The 16753-nt window shown below is 40.2% G+C and carries 17 protein-coding genes; 8 read left to right on the top strand and 9 right to left on the bottom strand.

Annotation, left to right across the window (positions count from 1 at the left end):
- The first annotated feature begins 7 nt into the window (after positions 1-7).
- The 3 genes from ACWIUD_RS03955 to ACWIUD_RS03965 are packed head-to-tail and all read left to right on the top strand — an operon-like array spanning position 8 to position 3475.
- Positions 8-1258, top strand: coding sequence for an ArsS family sensor histidine kinase (locus ACWIUD_RS03955; RefSeq protein ID WP_454146929.1), 1251 nt, complete (start codon positions 8-10; stop codon positions 1256-1258).
- Positions 1259-1277: 19 nt separating this feature from the next.
- Entirely contained in the window at positions 1278-2252 is a 975-nt protein-coding gene (gene hemB, locus ACWIUD_RS03960) for a porphobilinogen synthase (protein WP_454146931.1), read from the top strand.
- Positions 2253-2305: 53 nt separating this feature from the next.
- Positions 2306-3475: a pyridoxal phosphate-dependent aminotransferase gene (locus ACWIUD_RS03965; protein ID WP_454146933.1), complete on the top strand. Its 1170-nt coding sequence runs from the start codon at positions 2306-2308 to the stop codon at positions 3473-3475.
- Between the two features lie 110 nt (positions 3476-3585).
- On the opposite strand, the gene ACWIUD_RS03970 is transcribed toward ACWIUD_RS03965, so the two are convergent.
- The 3 genes from ACWIUD_RS03970 to ACWIUD_RS03980 all read right to left on the bottom strand — a co-directional run bounded on the left by ACWIUD_RS03970 (position 3586) and on the right by ACWIUD_RS03980 (position 5633).
- Positions 3586-3903 (bottom strand): hypothetical protein, encoded by a 318-nt coding sequence (locus ACWIUD_RS03970; protein ID WP_454146935.1) that lies wholly within the window; start codon positions 3901-3903, stop codon positions 3586-3588.
- Positions 3848-4795 (bottom strand): hypothetical protein, encoded by a 948-nt coding sequence (locus ACWIUD_RS03975; protein ID WP_454146937.1) that lies wholly within the window; start codon positions 4793-4795, stop codon positions 3848-3850. The genes ACWIUD_RS03970 and ACWIUD_RS03975 overlap by 56 nt, the downstream gene beginning before the upstream one ends.
- Positions 4796-4916: 121 nt before the next feature.
- Complete coding sequence (locus tag ACWIUD_RS03980; RefSeq protein WP_454146939.1) at positions 4917-5633, bottom strand: hypothetical protein; 717 nt, start codon at positions 5631-5633, stop codon at positions 4917-4919.
- A gap of 196 nt (positions 5634-5829) precedes the next feature.
- Between ACWIUD_RS03980 and ACWIUD_RS03985 the strand changes: the two genes are divergently transcribed.
- Together ACWIUD_RS03985 and ACWIUD_RS03990 are read left to right on the top strand one after the other, a co-directional pair.
- Entirely contained in the window at positions 5830-6729 is a 900-nt protein-coding gene (locus tag ACWIUD_RS03985) for a DnaJ C-terminal domain-containing protein (RefSeq protein ID WP_454146941.1), read from the top strand.
- Positions 6730-6766: 37 nt separating this feature from the next.
- A complete protein-coding gene (locus ACWIUD_RS03990) occupies positions 6767-7117 on the top strand; it encodes a heat shock protein transcriptional repressor HspR (protein WP_454134200.1) in 351 nt (116 codons plus the stop codon).
- Positions 7118-7164: 47 nt separating this feature from the next.
- Here the strand turns inward: ACWIUD_RS03990 and ACWIUD_RS03995 are convergent, their stop codons facing one another.
- The gene (locus ACWIUD_RS03995; protein WP_454146943.1) at positions 7165-7476 is read right to left on the bottom strand and encodes a hypothetical protein; all 312 of its coding nucleotides are present in this window, start codon (positions 7474-7476) and stop codon (positions 7165-7167) included.
- A 73-nt stretch (positions 7477-7549) separates the two neighbouring features.
- On the opposite strand from ACWIUD_RS03995, the gene ACWIUD_RS04000 reads away from it, so the two are divergent.
- A complete protein-coding gene (locus ACWIUD_RS04000; RefSeq protein WP_454146945.1) occupies positions 7550-7711 on the top strand; it encodes a hypothetical protein in 162 nt (53 codons plus the stop codon).
- A 65-nt stretch (positions 7712-7776) separates the two neighbouring features.
- On the opposite strand, the gene ACWIUD_RS04005 is transcribed toward ACWIUD_RS04000, so the two are convergent.
- The 4 genes from ACWIUD_RS04005 to ACWIUD_RS04020 all read right to left on the bottom strand — a co-directional run bounded on the left by ACWIUD_RS04005 (position 7777) and on the right by ACWIUD_RS04020 (position 11473).
- Complete coding sequence (locus tag ACWIUD_RS04005) at positions 7777-8376, bottom strand: hypothetical protein (protein WP_454146947.1); 600 nt, start codon at positions 8374-8376, stop codon at positions 7777-7779.
- Between the two features lies 1 nt (position 8377).
- On the bottom strand, positions 8378-10051 hold the full coding sequence (locus ACWIUD_RS04010) for a hypothetical protein (protein WP_454146949.1): 1674 nt from the start codon (positions 10049-10051) through the stop codon (positions 8378-8380).
- Between the two features lie 152 nt (positions 10052-10203).
- Complete coding sequence (locus ACWIUD_RS04015; protein ID WP_454146951.1) at positions 10204-10800, bottom strand: hypothetical protein; 597 nt, start codon at positions 10798-10800, stop codon at positions 10204-10206.
- A gap of 76 nt (positions 10801-10876) precedes the next feature.
- Positions 10877-11473 (bottom strand): hypothetical protein, encoded by a 597-nt coding sequence (locus ACWIUD_RS04020; protein WP_454146953.1) that lies wholly within the window; start codon positions 11471-11473, stop codon positions 10877-10879.
- 430 nt (positions 11474-11903) lie between these two features.
- On the opposite strand from ACWIUD_RS04020, the gene ACWIUD_RS04025 reads away from it, so the two are divergent.
- Positions 11904-13103 (top strand): replication-associated recombination protein A, encoded by a 1200-nt coding sequence (locus ACWIUD_RS04025; protein ID WP_454146955.1) that lies wholly within the window; start codon positions 11904-11906, stop codon positions 13101-13103.
- A 279-nt stretch (positions 13104-13382) separates the two neighbouring features.
- Here ACWIUD_RS04025 and ACWIUD_RS04030 read toward each other — a convergent pair whose 3' ends face one another.
- Positions 13383-14969, bottom strand: coding sequence for an inorganic phosphate transporter (locus ACWIUD_RS04030; RefSeq protein ID WP_454146957.1), 1587 nt, complete (start codon positions 14967-14969; stop codon positions 13383-13385).
- A gap of 169 nt (positions 14970-15138) precedes the next feature.
- Here ACWIUD_RS04030 and ACWIUD_RS04035 point away from each other — a divergent pair, with 169 nt between their 5' ends.
- Positions 15139-16737: a sensor histidine kinase gene (locus ACWIUD_RS04035; RefSeq protein WP_454146959.1), complete on the top strand. Its 1599-nt coding sequence runs from the start codon at positions 15139-15141 to the stop codon at positions 16735-16737.
- Positions 16738-16753: the final 16 nt, after the last annotated feature.

The following is a 16753-nucleotide window of genomic DNA, read 5'->3' on the forward strand; positions in this document are numbered from 1 at the left end:
GAAAGATTTGCGATTAAAAAATTCGATTATTACCAAAGTAACGCTTCTATTTATTTTTAGTGTGATTTGTTTTGTGTGCTTTGCGATTTATTTCATCGATATGGAAAAGTCCCGCTACGAGCAAAGCATAAAAGAGCGGTATGGGACGATAATTGACGGCATTGATACGCTAATTATAAACGGAGCGGATTTAAAAACGATAGATGATTTTCTAAAAGGGGCGAATTTTTTTGAGGAATATAATAGCGATATTTTACGGCAGGGGCATAGCAAATATTTCCTTGTGCGTGGGATAAATAGCACGATTGCCGCGACTTTAAAGGAAATTGGCGGGCATTTTTATATCGCACTTTATGATACGCTTGATGGCAAAACGCAACTTTATAGCGACTACAAAGATAATCCAAACTACGCAAATTACTATATAATCGCGCTTATTGCGTTTATTACGCTTGTGTTTTTTTATTTTATCGTGTTAGATTCGCTTCTGCCACTTTTTGCACTGCAAAAGGAAGTGCGGAAATTCTCGCAAGGTGCGATGGAGATTAAGATTATCTCAAATAAAGATGATGAGATTGGGATATTAAGTAAGGAATTTAGCAACGCAGTAAGCACAATTAGCGAGATGACAAAGGCAAGGACGCTATTTCTGCGCTCCATAATGCACGAGTTAAAAACGCCCATCACAAAGGGATTTTTGGTGGTTGATGGGTTAGATTCTGCGGATGAGAAAAATAAAAGGCGATTGGAGGGCATTTTCAAACGATTAAGCGAGATTATCGATAGTTTTGCCGCGATTGAAAAAATCAATACGAATAATTACAAAGTAAATAAGAGCGAATTTGCCATCACGGATTTGATGCAAGAAGTCAATAAAATGCTGATTATCGAATACGAACGCCCTAGAAAAGTCATTTTAGAAAATCGAAATGCTGTGATTTTGGGCGACTTTGAGCTGATGAGTTTGAGCCTCAAAAATCTTGTAGATAATGCCTTCAAATACTCTACCGATAAAAAGGTGCGAATCTTTGTGGAAAATAATGATTTGGTGATTCAAAATGCGGGTGCGCCTTTTAAAAATGACATAAATGAATATTTTAAGCCATTTTACGATGATGGGACGAATAATTCTGCGCGGGGCTTGGGGCTAGGAATGTATATCATCAAAAATACGACTTTTGCGCAAGGCTATGAATTTTTGCATAAATACGAGCAAAATTACCATTATTTTTACATAAAAAATTGTATAATTTCATAATTTTTTTCAAAGGCAAGGAATGAGATTAAGACGACTGCGACAAAACGCCAAAATTCGCGCCCTCTTACAAGAAAATCGCCTAAATATCAAAGACTTCATCTACCCGCTTTTTGCAATCGAATCAGAGGGCAAAAGTGTGAAAAACGCGATTGCTTCGCTTGAAAATATCTATCAATTAAGCGTTGATAATATTTTGGTAGAGTGCGAAGAGTCCCTAAATCGTGGCATTTCTCACATTATGCTTTTTGGAATCCCCGATATTAAGGATAGTGTGGGTTCTAGTGCGCTCCACGAAAACGCGATTGTGGCAAAAACTACGCGCGAAATAAAGGCGCGATTTGGCGATGAAATAATCATAAGCGCGGATTTGTGCTTTTGTGAATACACGAAGCACGGACATTGCGGGATTTTAGATAGCAATGGAATCGTCCATAATGACAAAACGCTAGAAATTTTAGCAAAACAAGCGGTGATTTTAGCCCAAAGTGGCGCGGATATTATCGCTCCAAGTGCGATGATGGACAATCAAGTAAGCGCGATTCGCACCGCGCTAGATTCGCAAGGTTTTAGCGATAAAATCATTATGAGCTATTCTACGAAATTTGCGAGTAAATTTTATGGACCATTTCGCGATGTGGCAAACTCTACGCCCACTTTTGGGGATAGAAAAACCTATCAGCAAAATCCCGCAAATAGGCGCGAAGCTATCGCAGAATCGCTAATTGATGAAGCGCAAGGCGCGGATATTTTAATGGTAAAACCCGCAATGGCATATTTAGACATTGTGCGAGATATTAGAGAGCGCACACTTTTGCCACTTGCCGTGTATAATGTCAGTGGCGAATATGCAATGCTAAAAAATGCCGCAAAGGCGGGGCTAATCGAATATGATGAAATGCTGCTTGAAATTATGCACGGATTTAGGCGCGCGGGAGCGGACATCATCATAAGCTACCACGCAAAAGAAGTGGCGGATATTTTGGCAAGAATTTAGATTTTTGGCACGAATCTAAATCAAGGCAAATTTTAAAAACGAAAGGACAAAAAATGAAATATTCAAACAGAGTGAAACGACTAAACGAATCGCTAACCATTGCGATAAGCTCACTAGCACGGGATTTGAAAGCGCAGGGCAAGGACATTTTGAGCTTTTCAGCGGGAGAGCCAGACTTTGACACGCCAAAGGGCATAAAAGATGAGGCGATTCGCTCCATAAATAGCGGATTTACCAAATATACTCAGGTTTCAGGTATCAACGAACTAAAAAGCGCGATTTGTGAGAAATTGGAGCGCGAAAACGCCCTGCATTATGAGCCAAGCGAAATCATCGTAGGCAATGGCGCAAAAGGTGCGCTTTTCAACGCCTACGCCGCGCTTGTGGATAAGGGCGATGAAGTGATAATCCCTGCGCCATATTGGGTTACTTACCCCGAGCTAACGACATATTTTGGGGGCAAAAATGTCATCATTGAGACAAGCGAAGAAAATGACTTTAAAATCACGCCCAAACAACTTGAATCCGCCATCACAAAAAAGACAAAGATTTTGGTGCTAACTTCGCCATCAAATCCCACAGGTATGATTTATAGCAAGGACGAATTGGAGGCGATTCATAGCGTTATCAAAGGCACGGATATTGTGATAATCAGCGATGAAATCTATGAAAAATTAGTCTATGACAATCTCAAATACACTTCAATCGGCGCGATAAATGATGATTTACTGCAACGCACAATCACCATAAATGGACTAAGCAAAAGTTTTGCAATGACAGGGTGGCGCGTGGGATATGCCGCCTCCAAAGACAAAGAATTGATTCGCTTAATGAATAACCTGCAATCCCAAAGCACCGCAAATATCAACTCAATCGCACAAAGAGCCTCAATCCCCGCGCTAAAAGGCGAATGCGAAATGGACGCAGAAAACTTTATCCAAGCATTTGAGGGACGGCGAAATTTGGCACACAAAATGATAAACGACATCAAATCGCTTGAAGTGCGACTGCCACAGGGCGCATTTTACCTTTTTATAAACATTAAGGCAATAAAGCGCGATTCGATGGAATTTTGCAAGGATTTGCTAGAAAAACAAGGCGTGGCATTAGTGCCGGGCGTGGCGTTTGGTATGGAGGGATTCGTGCGATTTTCCTTTGCGTGTGGCGAAGAGCAAATCATAGAAGGCATAAAGCGAATCGAAAAATATGTGCTGGGGTTGTAGAGGGCGATTTTTGGGGCAATTTGTTCTTGGAGGCAATTTGGCAATTTGTTCTTGGGTATGCAATTCACACGGCGTTGCTCCCATTGCTTCGTCAATAGACACACAAAGTCTTATTTCCTCGCAACGGAAGCCACGCCGTGCAAAGCCACACCGCAATTACTTCGATTGTTGTAATATTCGTCATTGCGAGATTCTGCGTTTGACGCAGAATCGTGGCAATCCATTTTGTCATTCTGAGCGTAGCACGAAGTGCGAAGCGAAGAATCTATGTTTTGAGATATTTCGCTTCGCTCAATATGACAATTTAAAATAGATTCTGCGTTTCTCACACATTTCGCAGAATCTCGCAAAATCCCAAATATTTCGCAGAATCTATCGCACTTTAAAAATATAAATTTGACTTGGCGTCTTAAATGGATTTCCCACATTGCTTAATGCGTGTTTCACGCCCATTTTGCCGAGCATCCACGCGCCCAAACTCATCAAATTATATGACGGAATGTAACCAAAATTCCCACTTTTGAAAATCAACTCATTTTCACGCTCCAAACTTACCAAATATTCACGCGAAATCGCCTTATCACTCATAAAGCTCACAATCAGCAAATCCCCGCTTTGCGGCACACTCACAATATCATCGCGGAAAAAGCTAAATTTTGCATTTGGATTTGGCGTGAAATTTTTGCCATTTGGCTCGTTTGACTTGATATCAAAATCACTCGCTCCATAAATGCGTGGCAAAATATCGAAAACCACCCCATACTGCCAAAAATAATAGCACCTATCCCTCCCGCGACAAAATCCATCAAAATAAAGCGTTGTGCCTTTATTTTCGCTAATATAATCCGCCAAAAACTCCATTGCCTGCGATAAATTTCGCATTTGAACTTTATTTAAACTAAAATAATGCAATCCTTGCGGAATGGTATTTGTCAGCAAAATCCCCGCCACAAGCGCATTCACCGCCCAAAAAATTATGCTTTTATAGATTCTGCTTCCATAATCGCGTAAAAAAATTAGCCCGTATATACAAATCACAAAACTCGCAGGCATAAAGTAGTGAAAACTCCCCATCCCAAGCACCAAAAACGCCATAAAATATAAAATCGCAATAACTAGCAAACTATCACTAAAAGGTTTAAAAACGCACCCTTCCTTGCGCCAAAAGTAGATTCTACAAACTAGCAAAAGAGGCGCGCAAATGCTAATAAATGGCGCAGCCAAAATCGCCACGATAAAAGTCCTCGTGGTAGAAAAGACATTTTCCAACTCCGTGTAACTATTTTTCGCAGAATCTGTAAAGTAAAAATACGCCACCAAAAAAATGACGCCACTAAAAATCAGCGCGAAATCAAAAATTACACTTTGCTTTGAATGCCATTTTGTGCGATGAGTGCGGGAGTTTAGAATGCAAAAAAGTAGATGGAAAAATCCAAATCCGCTAATTAAAATAAATGAAACTTCTTTGAGATAAATAAGCGCGTTTGCAAAGATGAGCGCAAGTAACGCATATATATATATATATATATATATTAAAAGTTTTAGATTCTGCGACTTTCGCCCTAAACGCAGAATCTATTGTGTTTTTCGCAGAATCTATTGTGTTTTTCGCAGAATCTGCAAATTCCCCCTCCCTTGCGGAGGGGGCTAGGGGGTGGGTTAAATCCATAACAGATTCTGCTACTTTCGCGCAATTTTCATAAAATAACCTCCCACATAGCAAAAATATCATTAGAAACATTATTTGCGTCATTTCTGTAAATGCAAGTTGCGTGATGATTTTTGTATATCCTGCACTTAAAGTTAGCGTAGCAAAGCTAATTGCAATCAAACTTTTCGCCACTCCAAAGCTCCGCAACAGCGCATAATAGCAAAGCGCAGTGATGGCAAACACAAGCGCATTGCCAATCATAAAGGCATAGGGACTTGTCGAAATTGATGCCACAAGATTTAGGTTCCACCCAGCAAGTGGGAAAAATCTCTTATAATCAAAATCCACGCCGTGCCACACTGCCCTACCCTCCACCAAATCCGCGTAATAGTTAATATCATCGCCACTCATTAGCGGTGGCGCACTTTTATAAATTATGCAAAACGCATACACCGCCACAAAAAACGCAAAGCAAAAGTCCCAAATGGTAAGTGATTTTACTTTCATAAATATCCTTTGAAATGAAATAAAAAACAAAATTATAGCGTAGAATCTCGCATAAAATTCGCAATAGAGCGAAGCAAACCACTCATTTTGTCATTGCAAGATTCTGCGTTTCGCAGAATCTAAAAACTTTATACTACCAAACTAAACTTTTATGCTATAATCTCACTCACATTTTATAAAAATATGGAGTTTTATTTTGGAAAAAAGTTTATACACAACGCTAGGCGTAGCACAAAACGCTTCGCAAGATGAGATTAAAAAAGCCTATCGCAAATTAGCACGCCAATATCACCCCGACATCAACAAAGCAAAGGACGCGGAGGAAAAATTCAAAGAGATTAACGCGGCTTATGAGATTTTGAGCGATGAGAAAAAACGCGCACAATACGATAGATTTGGCGATTCGATGTTTGGCGGACAGAATTTTAGCGACTTTGCACGGAGCAATCAAAACATAAATTTAGATGATATTTTAAGTCAAATTTTTGGCGGCGGATTTGGCGCAAACAGCGGATTCAGCGCAAACAGCGGATTTGGCGGATTTAGCTCGGGTGGATTTAGCGGTGGCTTTTCAAGTGGCGGTTTTGACTTTGGCGAATCTTTTAGCCAATCGCTTGACATTCAAAAAGACATTACTATCCCCTTTGAATCTGCCCTGCGTGGCGGAGTGTATCGCTATGATGATTTTGATATAAAAATCCCTGCGGGGATTAAAAATGGCGAAAAACTGCGTGTAAAAGGCAAGGGCAAAAGGACGCGAAATAGCGCGGGGGATTTGTTTTTGCGTGTGAATATTGCGCCAAGTAGCGAGTATGAAATCAAAGATGACACGCTAATGAAAAGCATAAAGATTCCGCTAAAAACCGCGCTTTTTGGGGGCAAAATCAAAGTGCAAACGCCATATAAAGAATTAAGCCTTACAATCCCGCAAAATACGAAAAATAACCAAAAATTTCGCGTGAAAGAACAAGGGTTAAAAAATCGCAAGAGTGGGACAATCGGCGATTTGTATCTCATCGCAAATATTGAAAATCCGCCGATTGAGAGCATTGATTCATCACTGCTTGAAGCGATGCGCGAAAAACTGCCAGATTAAAGATTGTGGCGAAAATTTCACAAAAAAGGGGGCGAAAATGTATAGCTACGAAGAACCTGTATTTTTGATAAGCGTGGTGGCAAAGATTTTGTCGATTCACCCGCAGACTTTGCGCCAATACGAAAAAGAGGGGCTAATTGAGCCAAGTCGCACGGATGGCAAAATGCGCCTTTACTCGCAAAAAGACATTGACAAAATTAAGGTGATTTTGCGTCTCACGCGCGATTTGGGCGTGAATCTCGCGGGTGTGGATATAATCCTGCGCCTAAAAGATAAGCTAGATGAGTTGGACATCACAATCGAAAACTTGCAACAACAGCGCACGGATAATTCTAGCAATGTGAGCGTGAAGCGAAATTCGTATGAAGTGATAATATTTGAGAAGTGAAGGGGCGCAATTTGTGTCTTGGGTAATCATTTGAATTATTTTTCGCCTTATTTGTCATTTTGAGCGAAGCGAAAAATCTTAAAAAAAATCCCGTCATTGCGAGAAAATGCGTAGCATTTTCGTGGCAATCTAAGATTCTGCGATTCGCAGAATCTAGTGTGTTTTTCGTTATTGCGAGGTGAATCGCAAAATCTAACGAAAAACGCAGAATCTACCCTAAAATTCATTAGATTCTGCGATTTATTGTCATTCTGAGCGAGTGAAATGAGCGAAGAATCTAAAACAATCCCTGTCATTGCGAGAAAATCCGTAGGATTTTCGTGGCAATCTATTAGATTCTGCGAAACGCAGAATCTCAAATTCTCCCCCTCCCTTGCGGAGGGGGATTAAGGGGGTGGGTAAAATTTCAAAAAACTCCGTCATTATGAAAATTTGACTTGTCAAAATCGAAGCAATTCACAGAAAAAAATAAAAATAGATTGCCACGATTTGCCTTTGGTAAATCTCGCAATTACAAATCAGTCGCAGATTCTGCGATTCAAACACAAATTCGCAGAATCTCGCAATTTAATGCAAATCTTGCATTTTTTTTAAAATTTACTTGCCAAACTTACACCCAAACTAACTAACGACAGCAAAATAGCAATCCACAATAGAAGCTATATAGCAAATTTGACTGCCAAAAATACCCCCAAAGCGATAGCCACAAACGCTATAATTGCTTTTATAATCCAGCCAAATTTTTCATTCTGCTTTTTTGATTGCTCGATATTTTGCATTAGCAATTTAACTTGTTGCTGACTATTTTGGCTTAATTTCTTAATGCGCCCATTTGTATCCTCAAAGCCATTTTTGATACATATTTGCATTTCACTTATCATTGCGGAGCTTAATTTAGCAGATAGTAAGCTAAGCTGAATGCTTACTTGTTGCAATTTTAATAACTCGATATTATGCTCATCTTGCAATGCGCCTTTATCCGTCAAAATATCAATTTTTTTATCTTTTTTGCTTTTGCCAAATAAGCCAAGTGATAGCGTATTTCTTAAATCCGACTTTGCATTTTTAGCTTCATAGCTTAAATTTCGCATTGCCTCTTGCATTTCGGTTAATCTCTCAAAATGTTTGCATATTGCATTTGCAGCTTGTTTTGCTACCTCTTTTATTTCTGCTACACTTTGTGGTAGCGAATCCGAATCTATATCATTAAACGCCTCTATACCATAATTTTTTATATTCTGTGCTACAACATTACTCATCTTATGCTCCTTTTGTCAGATTTTCTAATTCTTTCAATGATTCGTCCCACGAATCTAACTCTTTATCAACATTTGCACCACTTTGCGCTATTGCAAGTTTGGTATGCGCAATGGAGTGTCCGAATTTACCCGCTTCTCCCGCAATATAATCAAAGCCATCTTTAAAATGAAACCAAGTTTGCATAATCTTTAGATTTGCTACTTCACCTGACTTTGTCATAATTTGCAGTTTTAATCCAGCCACTTTGTCGCCACTTGCCCATTTATCCATATAATAAATAGCGATTGTGGATAGCACCGCGCCCAAAGCCGCGCTTATGCAAATGCTTAATGCCGTGCCGATATTTTCATCTGTGAGCGGTATTGGGATTTCTAAAATGATATTTAGACCGGGGATGGTTTTAAGAAAATTCCTAATCGCTTCAGCTGAAAGCATAGTTACTGCACTTATAAGTCCCGCCACAAAGATTTTTGACGCTTCAAACATTCGCTCATCTTTGGGCGTATTTTTGTCAAATAGTTTTTTTACAGCTTGATATAGAGAGTTAAATCCCGCGCGGATAATCTGCACGACTTTTTTAATGGTGGTAAATACGATATTTATCGCAAATACCACTAGATTGCTAAAAAACGCTACGATTCCCGCTTCAAACGAACCTGCGATAATGTCTTTCCATTTTTCGCGCAAGTTTGCCCAGATTTTCTTTAATCGCTCTGCAAATCGCTTGAAAATGTCCTCCAAACTCTCATTGCCAAATTCTTTGAAAAGTTTTTTTAGCTCGATGCTCATTCCCTCGATAAACTCTTTTAAAATCACGCCGATAGCGGAGTGAATCGCCATTTTCCCAGCGTCTTTTGCGCCTGTGATGACTGCTTCTTTGTAAGGCTTTGCGCTTGTGTAGTAGGCTTTATCCACCTTATTGTCGATATTTTCTTGGCTTTTTTGATAATCCTCGCGCAATTTATCATCATCAATAGCCTCAAACTTTGCCTTACGCGCTTTTTCTTTATCTGTTAATTCTCTTGTTTTTGAGATTTTCTCTAGCTCTGCCAAACTTCGCTCTTTGTGTGCGATAAATTCATCAGCAGTCATTGCCTTTTTGGAGCGATTTAGTGATGAATCTGTCATCGCTAGATTGTCCCTAGTATTTGCCAACTCCGCGCCATCAACTTCTGCCAAAACCCGCGCAGGGTCATCGTGAATCGTTTTTGCCGAAACTTTGTGGTCTAAATCCGTCTTTGCATTTGGCGCAAGTGTTTCGCCTGTCATATAGTCTGTAAGTTGCCCTTGCTCTTTTAGCTCGCCTTGCGCTTTGTTTATCGCTATGTAGTTTTTATCAGCGTGATAATGCGTCGAATCATACTCGCCACGATTTTCATACCTTTGCTTTTCTGTCTCACTTGCATAGATTCCTTGTCTCACATTGTGCGTGGTATTGACATTCCCGCCCTCTTTGCTATTTAGCACCACCGCAGCAAGTCCAAAATGCCCTATTACCGCGTCAATCGCATTTTTAGACGCTTGGTCAAAAAGTGAGTTCATCTGCTCTTTTGGGAGTTGCTCTTTTAGCGATTCCAACTCTTTGAGTGCCGAATCCAACTCATTATCCACTTGGATTCGCAATGCTTGTTCTTTTGAAAGCGTTTGAAATTCTACTTCAATTTCATCTGCCATATTCTCATAATCCTCACGCAAAAAGTCTGTGAAATCCGTAGATTCCGCGTTTGCGTTAATTTACTGTGCTGTCATCATCTGTCCTTTAAAAATAAATTTAGTTTAGAGTCATCGCGGACTATTTGTTAGATTTTGCGAATCTAAACGCGATTTCAAACTATTGTCGGCTCTTTGCCCTCCAATGTCATTTGCGGATAAGCAAAAAACTTTGTCGCTTCCAAAGGCTCGATTTGAGCGATGATTATGCCACGCGCCTTTTGGGCTAACTCGCCTAATCTTTGCTCATCTGCCTCGCTAAAATCATCAGTCTCGCCTTTGATATACTTTTTTCGCGCTTTTGCAAGAGCGAAAAAATCATCAAATTCCTTGCCTGTAAATTCGCCTTTTATGATTCTGCCAAAATAGCCCAAAGAAGCATTCTCGTCTGCATTGCCTTGTTTATTTTGGGCATTATGCAAAGCACCCCAAAATCCAATCGTTGCCGTAATAGCTCCGCCTACAATGCCTTTGCCAAATAGCAATTCGTTAATGCTAACGCCATTTGAGCGAAGCATCGCTACTAGCTTACTAATATGTAGCGTAGCCAAATTTGCAAGTAATGCGCCCTTTGCTTTTTCCGCAACTTCGCTAAATTCTTGCATTTCGCTATCGCTAAGCTCACTTGGCTTTTTTGTGCTACATTCCCTTAGAATCCGCACTTCTCTTGCACTCAAATCCGTCTCTACCATTTCTAAAAATGTCTTTGCCATTTTTTTCTCCTTTTAAGTTTTAAAATCTAGTTTAGAGTCATCACGGACTATTTTTTGCCTAATTTACGCATTTTTATTAAGCATTTTTGTCTGCTGTGGGGGTGGAAATGCCTTCTAAATTTCTAGCGAGACATCTTTCATTAAATGCGATTTGCTTTGATAGATTTATCATCTTTATTGTTTCTACCAATGATGATAGTTGAAAATTTAACTTCGCTCTGCCCCACTGCTCTTTTGCACTGCCCGTATTTTGCGCTAATGGCTCTGCTATCTCATAGCACTTTTTGCAAAGATTATCCGCCTCTGCCACCGCTTTTTCTATTTCAAACTCCAAGTTTTCATCATCACGCGCCTCTATTGCCCTATCTAGCGATGCGTTCAGCTCATCTTGCTTTTGCATCCATCTATCAAACGCCTCAAAATAGTCCCTTAAAAGTGGCAACGCAGAATCTGCGCCATTTAAAATCTCATATAGTTTTAAGTGAAGTTGCCCCACGCTCAAATCTTTTGGCAGAGAATTAAGCGCATTTGCTTCATTGATATATCCATTTTGCGCCATCCACTGCGCTAATTCGCCACTTTTAAAACACTCCAAAATCTCCATAAATCCATAATACTTTCGCAAATCATCGATATTTGCCACAATTTCATCGCCTAACTTTAACTCCGCCATTTTTTGTCCCTTAAATGTTAAAATGTTAGTTTAAAGTCATCGCGGACTATGAAGTTTTTGAAGCATTTGCATTCGCAGAATCTGGCGGTGGTAAAACAAGAAAATTCGCAGAATCTCTTGTGTATTTCGCAGAATCTAGCGCAGAATCTAACAATGATTTGAAAGTGGATTTTTTGAATGTGTGAGTTTTGGATAAATAAGAAAATAGATAAAAAATTAGTTAGAGAGTTTAGAGAGTAAAATCCCCCCCCCCCGATACATTTTAAAAATATTTTTACGCATAAATGCCCCTTTTTTAGAAAATTTGCGGATTTTATATAAATAAAACTTAAAAATTGCTAGATTCTGCGAATGAAACACAAATTCGCAGAATCCACAAAGCGCATTTTTGCTACAATCACATTTTTAAATTCTAAAAGGACAATCCAAAATGTTTGCACTTCAAAAGCCAAAAAATTTAAGCGAATTTATCGGGCAAAAGCACCTACTTGGCGAAAATGCACCGATTCGCAAGATGATAGATTCAAAAGATTTAATCCACCTTTTTTTCTTTGGACCGCCGGGCTGTGGCAAAACTAGCCTTGCGCGAATCATTAGCAATGAAATCGGTGGCGAATTTTTCGAGTTCAACGCCACTTCGCTAAAAATCGATGACTTGCGAAAATGCGTGGCAAATGGCAAAGATTGCTTAAATAAACCGCTAATTTTTATCGATGAGATTCATCGGCTAAACAAAGCACAGCAGGAAGTTTTGCTACCTTTTATGGAGAATTTTAGTGCGATTTTTATCGGGGCTTCTACGCAAAATCCCTATTTCGCGCTGACTTCGGCTATCCGTTCGCGTTCTTTAATCTTTGAATTTCACGCTTTGAGCCACGATGAGCTAAATGAAATCCTTGATTCACGGCTAAAAGCGCACGATTTGACGATAGAAAATGATGCGCGGGAGTATTTGCTAGATTCGTGCAATGGCGATGCTAGGGCTATGCTAAATCTTTTGCATATCGCAATGCAGGGTGAAAAATCGCCTAGCCTCAAATCACTTCGGGCGATTAAGCCAAATAGCGAGGGCGTGGGCGAATCAACTACGCATTATGAGCTAATTAGCGCGATGATAAAGAGCATTCGCGGGAGCGATGAAAACGCCAGCATTTACTATCTTGCAAGGCTTATAAATGCAGGTGAGAGCGTGGAGTTTATTGCGCGGAGGCTTGTGATACTCGCAAGTGAGGACATAGGCAATGCGAATCCAAACGCGCTAAATCTTGCAAATAGCACAATGCAGAGCGTTGCAAAAATCGGTATGCCTGAATCGCGCATAATTTTGGCGCAATGTGTGCTTTATCTATCCGCTTCGCCAAAGTCAAACACCGCGTATAAGGCGATTGATAGCGCATTAGAGTTTGTAAAGGCAAACCCCTCGCCTAAAATCCCAGAGCACATCAAACCATTTAGCAAAAATTACCGCTATCCGCACGATAGGCACAATTCTACAAGTGGCGCATTTGGCAGATTTGTAGAGCAAGAGTATTTGCCAAAGGGCGTGAATGCGCGATTCGTAGAATTTAGCGACATAGGCTTTGAAAAAACACTAAAAGAGTGGTTGGCGAAAATTAAGGGCAAAAAATAAAAATTGCGTGAATTAAGGGGCAAATTTTAAAGCGACTTGCGCGAATTCAGGTGCGATAGATTTTGTAAAAATACGGCAGATTCTGCGTTTTTGGAGTAGATTCTGCGTTTTTTGATTTGATTCGCAGAATCTCTCGTGCAAAAAATCCCGCTAGATTCTGCGATTTCGCAAAATCTAGTGCGAAAAAGTCAAAATTTCGCAGAATCTAGTGTGAAAAAAGTCAAAAATTCGCAGAATCTACCCCCCCCCCAAGATTCTGCGATATATAAAACGCAATATCTAAAACTTATCCGCAAACTGCACGATGATAAAATACGCCACTGCGCTTACAATCGCGCTCACAGGCACGGTGATGAGCCACGAAGCGATGATTTTTTTAATCGCACTGCGCTTTACTAGCTCATCTTTTACGCTTTTTTTCAACGCCTTTTTGTCCTTTTTATTAAAGGGCGAATTTTTTGTTTTCAAATCCTTTAAAATCTGCGTTTTTCGCTCGATACTCGCCCCCTTAAACTCATCTAAAAATCTCTGCACCACAAGCGCGTCTTTGCCCCTGTGCGCTTGGATTATCTCATTCTCCATCTTTTTGTAATTGCCTTTTAGATATTCGCGCAAAAATCCTATGCCAAAAATCGCGCCAATAGCGATGTGTGTGGAGCTTACAGGCAGTCCTAGCGCGCTTGCCACAAGCACCGTGATTGAAGCGGAGAGCGCAATGCAAAATGCGCGGATTTTGTCTAGCTCCGTGATTTCGCTCCCCACCGTGCGAATGAGACGCGGTCCATAAAGTGCTAGTCCTATTGAAATCCCAAGTCCGCCTAAAATCATTATCCAAAGTGGCGTGGCGGATTTCGCGCTAATCGCAGAATCTACCGCACTGCTAATTGCTTCATTTATCGCAGCAAGCGGTCCTATGGCGTTTGATACATCGCTCGCTCCGTGTGCGAAGCTAAGCAACGCCGCAGCAAAGATTAGCGGTATCGTGAAAAAGTCGCCGATTGCGTCCTTTGTGATAGTCGCCTTTGTGCTGCCTAGTGAATCTGCTTTTTTTATAATTAGCGGTTTTGTAATCGCAAAAATGATGATTGATAAACCTAGCGAAATGCCTAACTGCGCGAATATATGCAACTGAATCACGCGCGATAATCCCTTTTGCATTAGATACAAAATAAAGGCAAACGAGATGATGAAAATCAAAATCGGCACGACTTTTTTTGCGGCGGTGATTTTATCTTGCTTGTAAGTTATGGTGCGCTTGATGGCAATCAAAAATAACGCCGCCACCACGCCACCAATCACAGGTGAAATCACCCAACTCGCCGCAATGCCTAGCATAACGCCCCAATGCACCACGCCAAATCCCCCCGCAGCGATTGATGAGCCGATAATCCCGCCTACGATTGAATGCGTGGTGGAGACGGGCGCACCAACGAAAGTAGCGATATTTAGCCACAGCGCAGAAGCGATTAAGGCGGAGAGCATTACAGCGATGAAAATATTTTTATCACTAAATGCGCTCTGTGCGACAATCCCGCCTCGAATCGTATCTGTAACATCGCCCCCCGCGATAATTGCGCCACTCGCCTCAAAAATCACAGCGATGATTATGGCAGTTAGCATTGTCATAGTCTTTGAACCAACGGCGGGTCCGACATTATTTGCGACATCGTTTGCCCCGATATTCATCGCCATATACATACCGATAACCACGCTAACAATTAGCAAAATGTGATTACTCGCCTCGCTAAAAAGCACCGCAAACAATGACGCAAAAAACATAAAGATTAGCACAATGCCGATTTTGCGGACATCTTTCACGCCAAACTGCGTGGCATTTTCGATTTGCTTAAAATTTTTTATATCCATATTCCTACCCCTTTTAGAAATGCAAAGATTTTAGCACATTCAAACGCAGAATCTGCTTAATTTTTCGCAGAATCTGCCAAAATTTTTTCGCAGAATCTAGCAATTTTAAAGTCAAAATTATAATTTTTCCGCTAAAATACGCAGAATTTTTTTGAAAAGATAGGCGAATATGAAACGATTGACATTAGATAAATCCGCTCCGTTATTTTTCGCGCTGAATGTAGTTTTTAGCGTGTATTTATTTAGCGTGGATATTTTTAGTGCGCTGCTTTTGTTTATTTTTAGCGTTGTGGCATTTTATATTTATAAGCGTGAAAATAAGCACAAAATCCTAAATCTATCAGGATTTAAAATCCGCGCAGATGTGTTTGAAAAACTGCTATCGCTAATTCCATTTTCCGTGCGTATCACGGATATAAATGGCGTGGATTTGGTTGGTAATTATGGGCGGATGAACTCAAAATTAGGCGACATTATCAAAGAGTTTAATTTTGAAAACTCAAAAATCATCAAAGCAAAAATCGACAATCAAATTCAGACTTTTTACACATTTAAGGGAAATATCAGCACCAAAGGCGAAGTTGTAGGGCATTTGATAGTTGAACTAGCAATCGATGATATTTTGGCATTTTTAAGCAGTGAGATGATGAAAAATGTCGGCACAAGCGAAAATATCCTAACGGCATTTGATAATATCAATGACGCACTTGCGCTATATGAGATTAAAAATGACGAAATTGGCGCACTTTATGTCGCAAGTCCTAGTTTTTATAATCTAATCTCGCCAAAAGGGGCAGATTCTGCGTTTTTGGATTTGTTTAATAATAGCGAGAAAAAGCGGGTTGATATTATCTTTGATGGGATTGGCAAAGAACCCATTTTATTTGAAACGCTAATGGGCGATGAAGCACTGCCTGTGGAGATTTACGCAAATATTTTTACGCTAAATAATAAAACTCTGCTAAATCTCAGCATTCGCAATATTTCAATCCGCAAAGAGCACATAAGAAAGCGCGATAGAGAGCGCATTATAAAGATTAAGGAAAATGAGCGAATGCAAAAAATCCAAATGCTTTATTTGACGCTAAATAAAATAAACGAGATTCTGCGCCTAATTAAAAGCAATATCGATGAGTTTGCAAACCATCACAACGAACTGCGAGGCGAACTCATCAAAATCGCCGATTTGCATAACGCAATCATTGATTCCATAAATCAAAGCATACATTTTTATAGTCAAACAGACATTAAAACGATGGTAAATATCGCTGAACTCATCGCCACCACGAAAAAGACAATTTTCCCGCAATCGCTAATCAACAATAACCACATAAATTTCACGCAAAAAACAGCAACTCACAGCATTTACTGCGATAAAAACGCGCTAAAAGCGGTGCTTGTCACGATATTTAGCAATGCGTTAGAACATATAAGTATCGTTAAGGGAAGCAATTTTTACGGGCAGATAAATGTGCAATTAGAGGATTTGAACGATTACAGCGTGCTTTTGAGTATCGAGGATAATGGCGGTGGCATCGAGGAAGAATATCTCAAACGAAGTTTTGATATGTTTTACACAACTCGCGCCGGCAGGGCAGGACTTGGACTTAGTGCGTGTAAGATTTTTGTCGAAGATTTGCTTTATGGCGAGATTATGGCGATGAATACGGAGGATGGATTTAGGATTGAAATCACTCTCCCAAAAGACGGCATAAAAAATGAAGTTGGGGGGGGGGATTTTGTAACCTTTGGTGCAGAATCTAAGTAGATTCTGCGCTCAATCT

The sequence above is a fragment of the Helicobacter sp. 23-1044 genome (genome assembly GCF_053654695.1).

What these genes read in the sequence shown, in the direction of transcription:
- hemB (WP_454146931.1), top strand. Translation starts at nt 1,278, where the DNA reads ATGAGATTAAGACGACTGCGACAAAACGCCAAAATTCGCGCCCTCTTA.
- ACWIUD_RS03965 (WP_454146933.1), top strand. Translation starts at nt 2,306, where the DNA reads ATGAAATATTCAAACAGAGTGAAACGACTAAACGAATCGCTAACCATT.
- ACWIUD_RS03970 (WP_454146935.1), bottom strand. Translation starts at nt 3,903, where the DNA reads ATGTGGGAAATCCATTTAAGACGCCAAGTCAAATTTATATTTTTAAAG.
- ACWIUD_RS03980 (WP_454146939.1), bottom strand. Translation starts at nt 5,633, where the DNA reads ATGAAAGTAAAATCACTTACCATTTGGGACTTTTGCTTTGCGTTTTTT.
- ACWIUD_RS03990 (WP_454134200.1), top strand. Translation starts at nt 6,767, where the DNA reads ATGTATAGCTACGAAGAACCTGTATTTTTGATAAGCGTGGTGGCAAAG.
- ACWIUD_RS04005 (WP_454146947.1), bottom strand. Translation starts at nt 8,376, where the DNA reads ATGAGTAATGTTGTAGCACAGAATATAAAAAATTATGGTATAGAGGCG.
- ACWIUD_RS04010 (WP_454146949.1), bottom strand. Translation starts at nt 10,051, where the DNA reads ATGGCAGATGAAATTGAAGTAGAATTTCAAACGCTTTCAAAAGAACAA.
- ACWIUD_RS04015 (WP_454146951.1), bottom strand. Translation starts at nt 10,800, where the DNA reads ATGGCAAAGACATTTTTAGAAATGGTAGAGACGGATTTGAGTGCAAGA.
- ACWIUD_RS04020 (WP_454146953.1), bottom strand. Translation starts at nt 11,473, where the DNA reads ATGGCGGAGTTAAAGTTAGGCGATGAAATTGTGGCAAATATCGATGAT.
- ACWIUD_RS04025 (WP_454146955.1), top strand. Translation starts at nt 11,904, where the DNA reads ATGTTTGCACTTCAAAAGCCAAAAAATTTAAGCGAATTTATCGGGCAA.
- ACWIUD_RS04030 (WP_454146957.1), bottom strand. Translation starts at nt 14,969, where the DNA reads ATGGATATAAAAAATTTTAAGCAAATCGAAAATGCCACGCAGTTTGGC.
- ACWIUD_RS04035 (WP_454146959.1), top strand. Translation starts at nt 15,139, where the DNA reads ATGAAACGATTGACATTAGATAAATCCGCTCCGTTATTTTTCGCGCTG.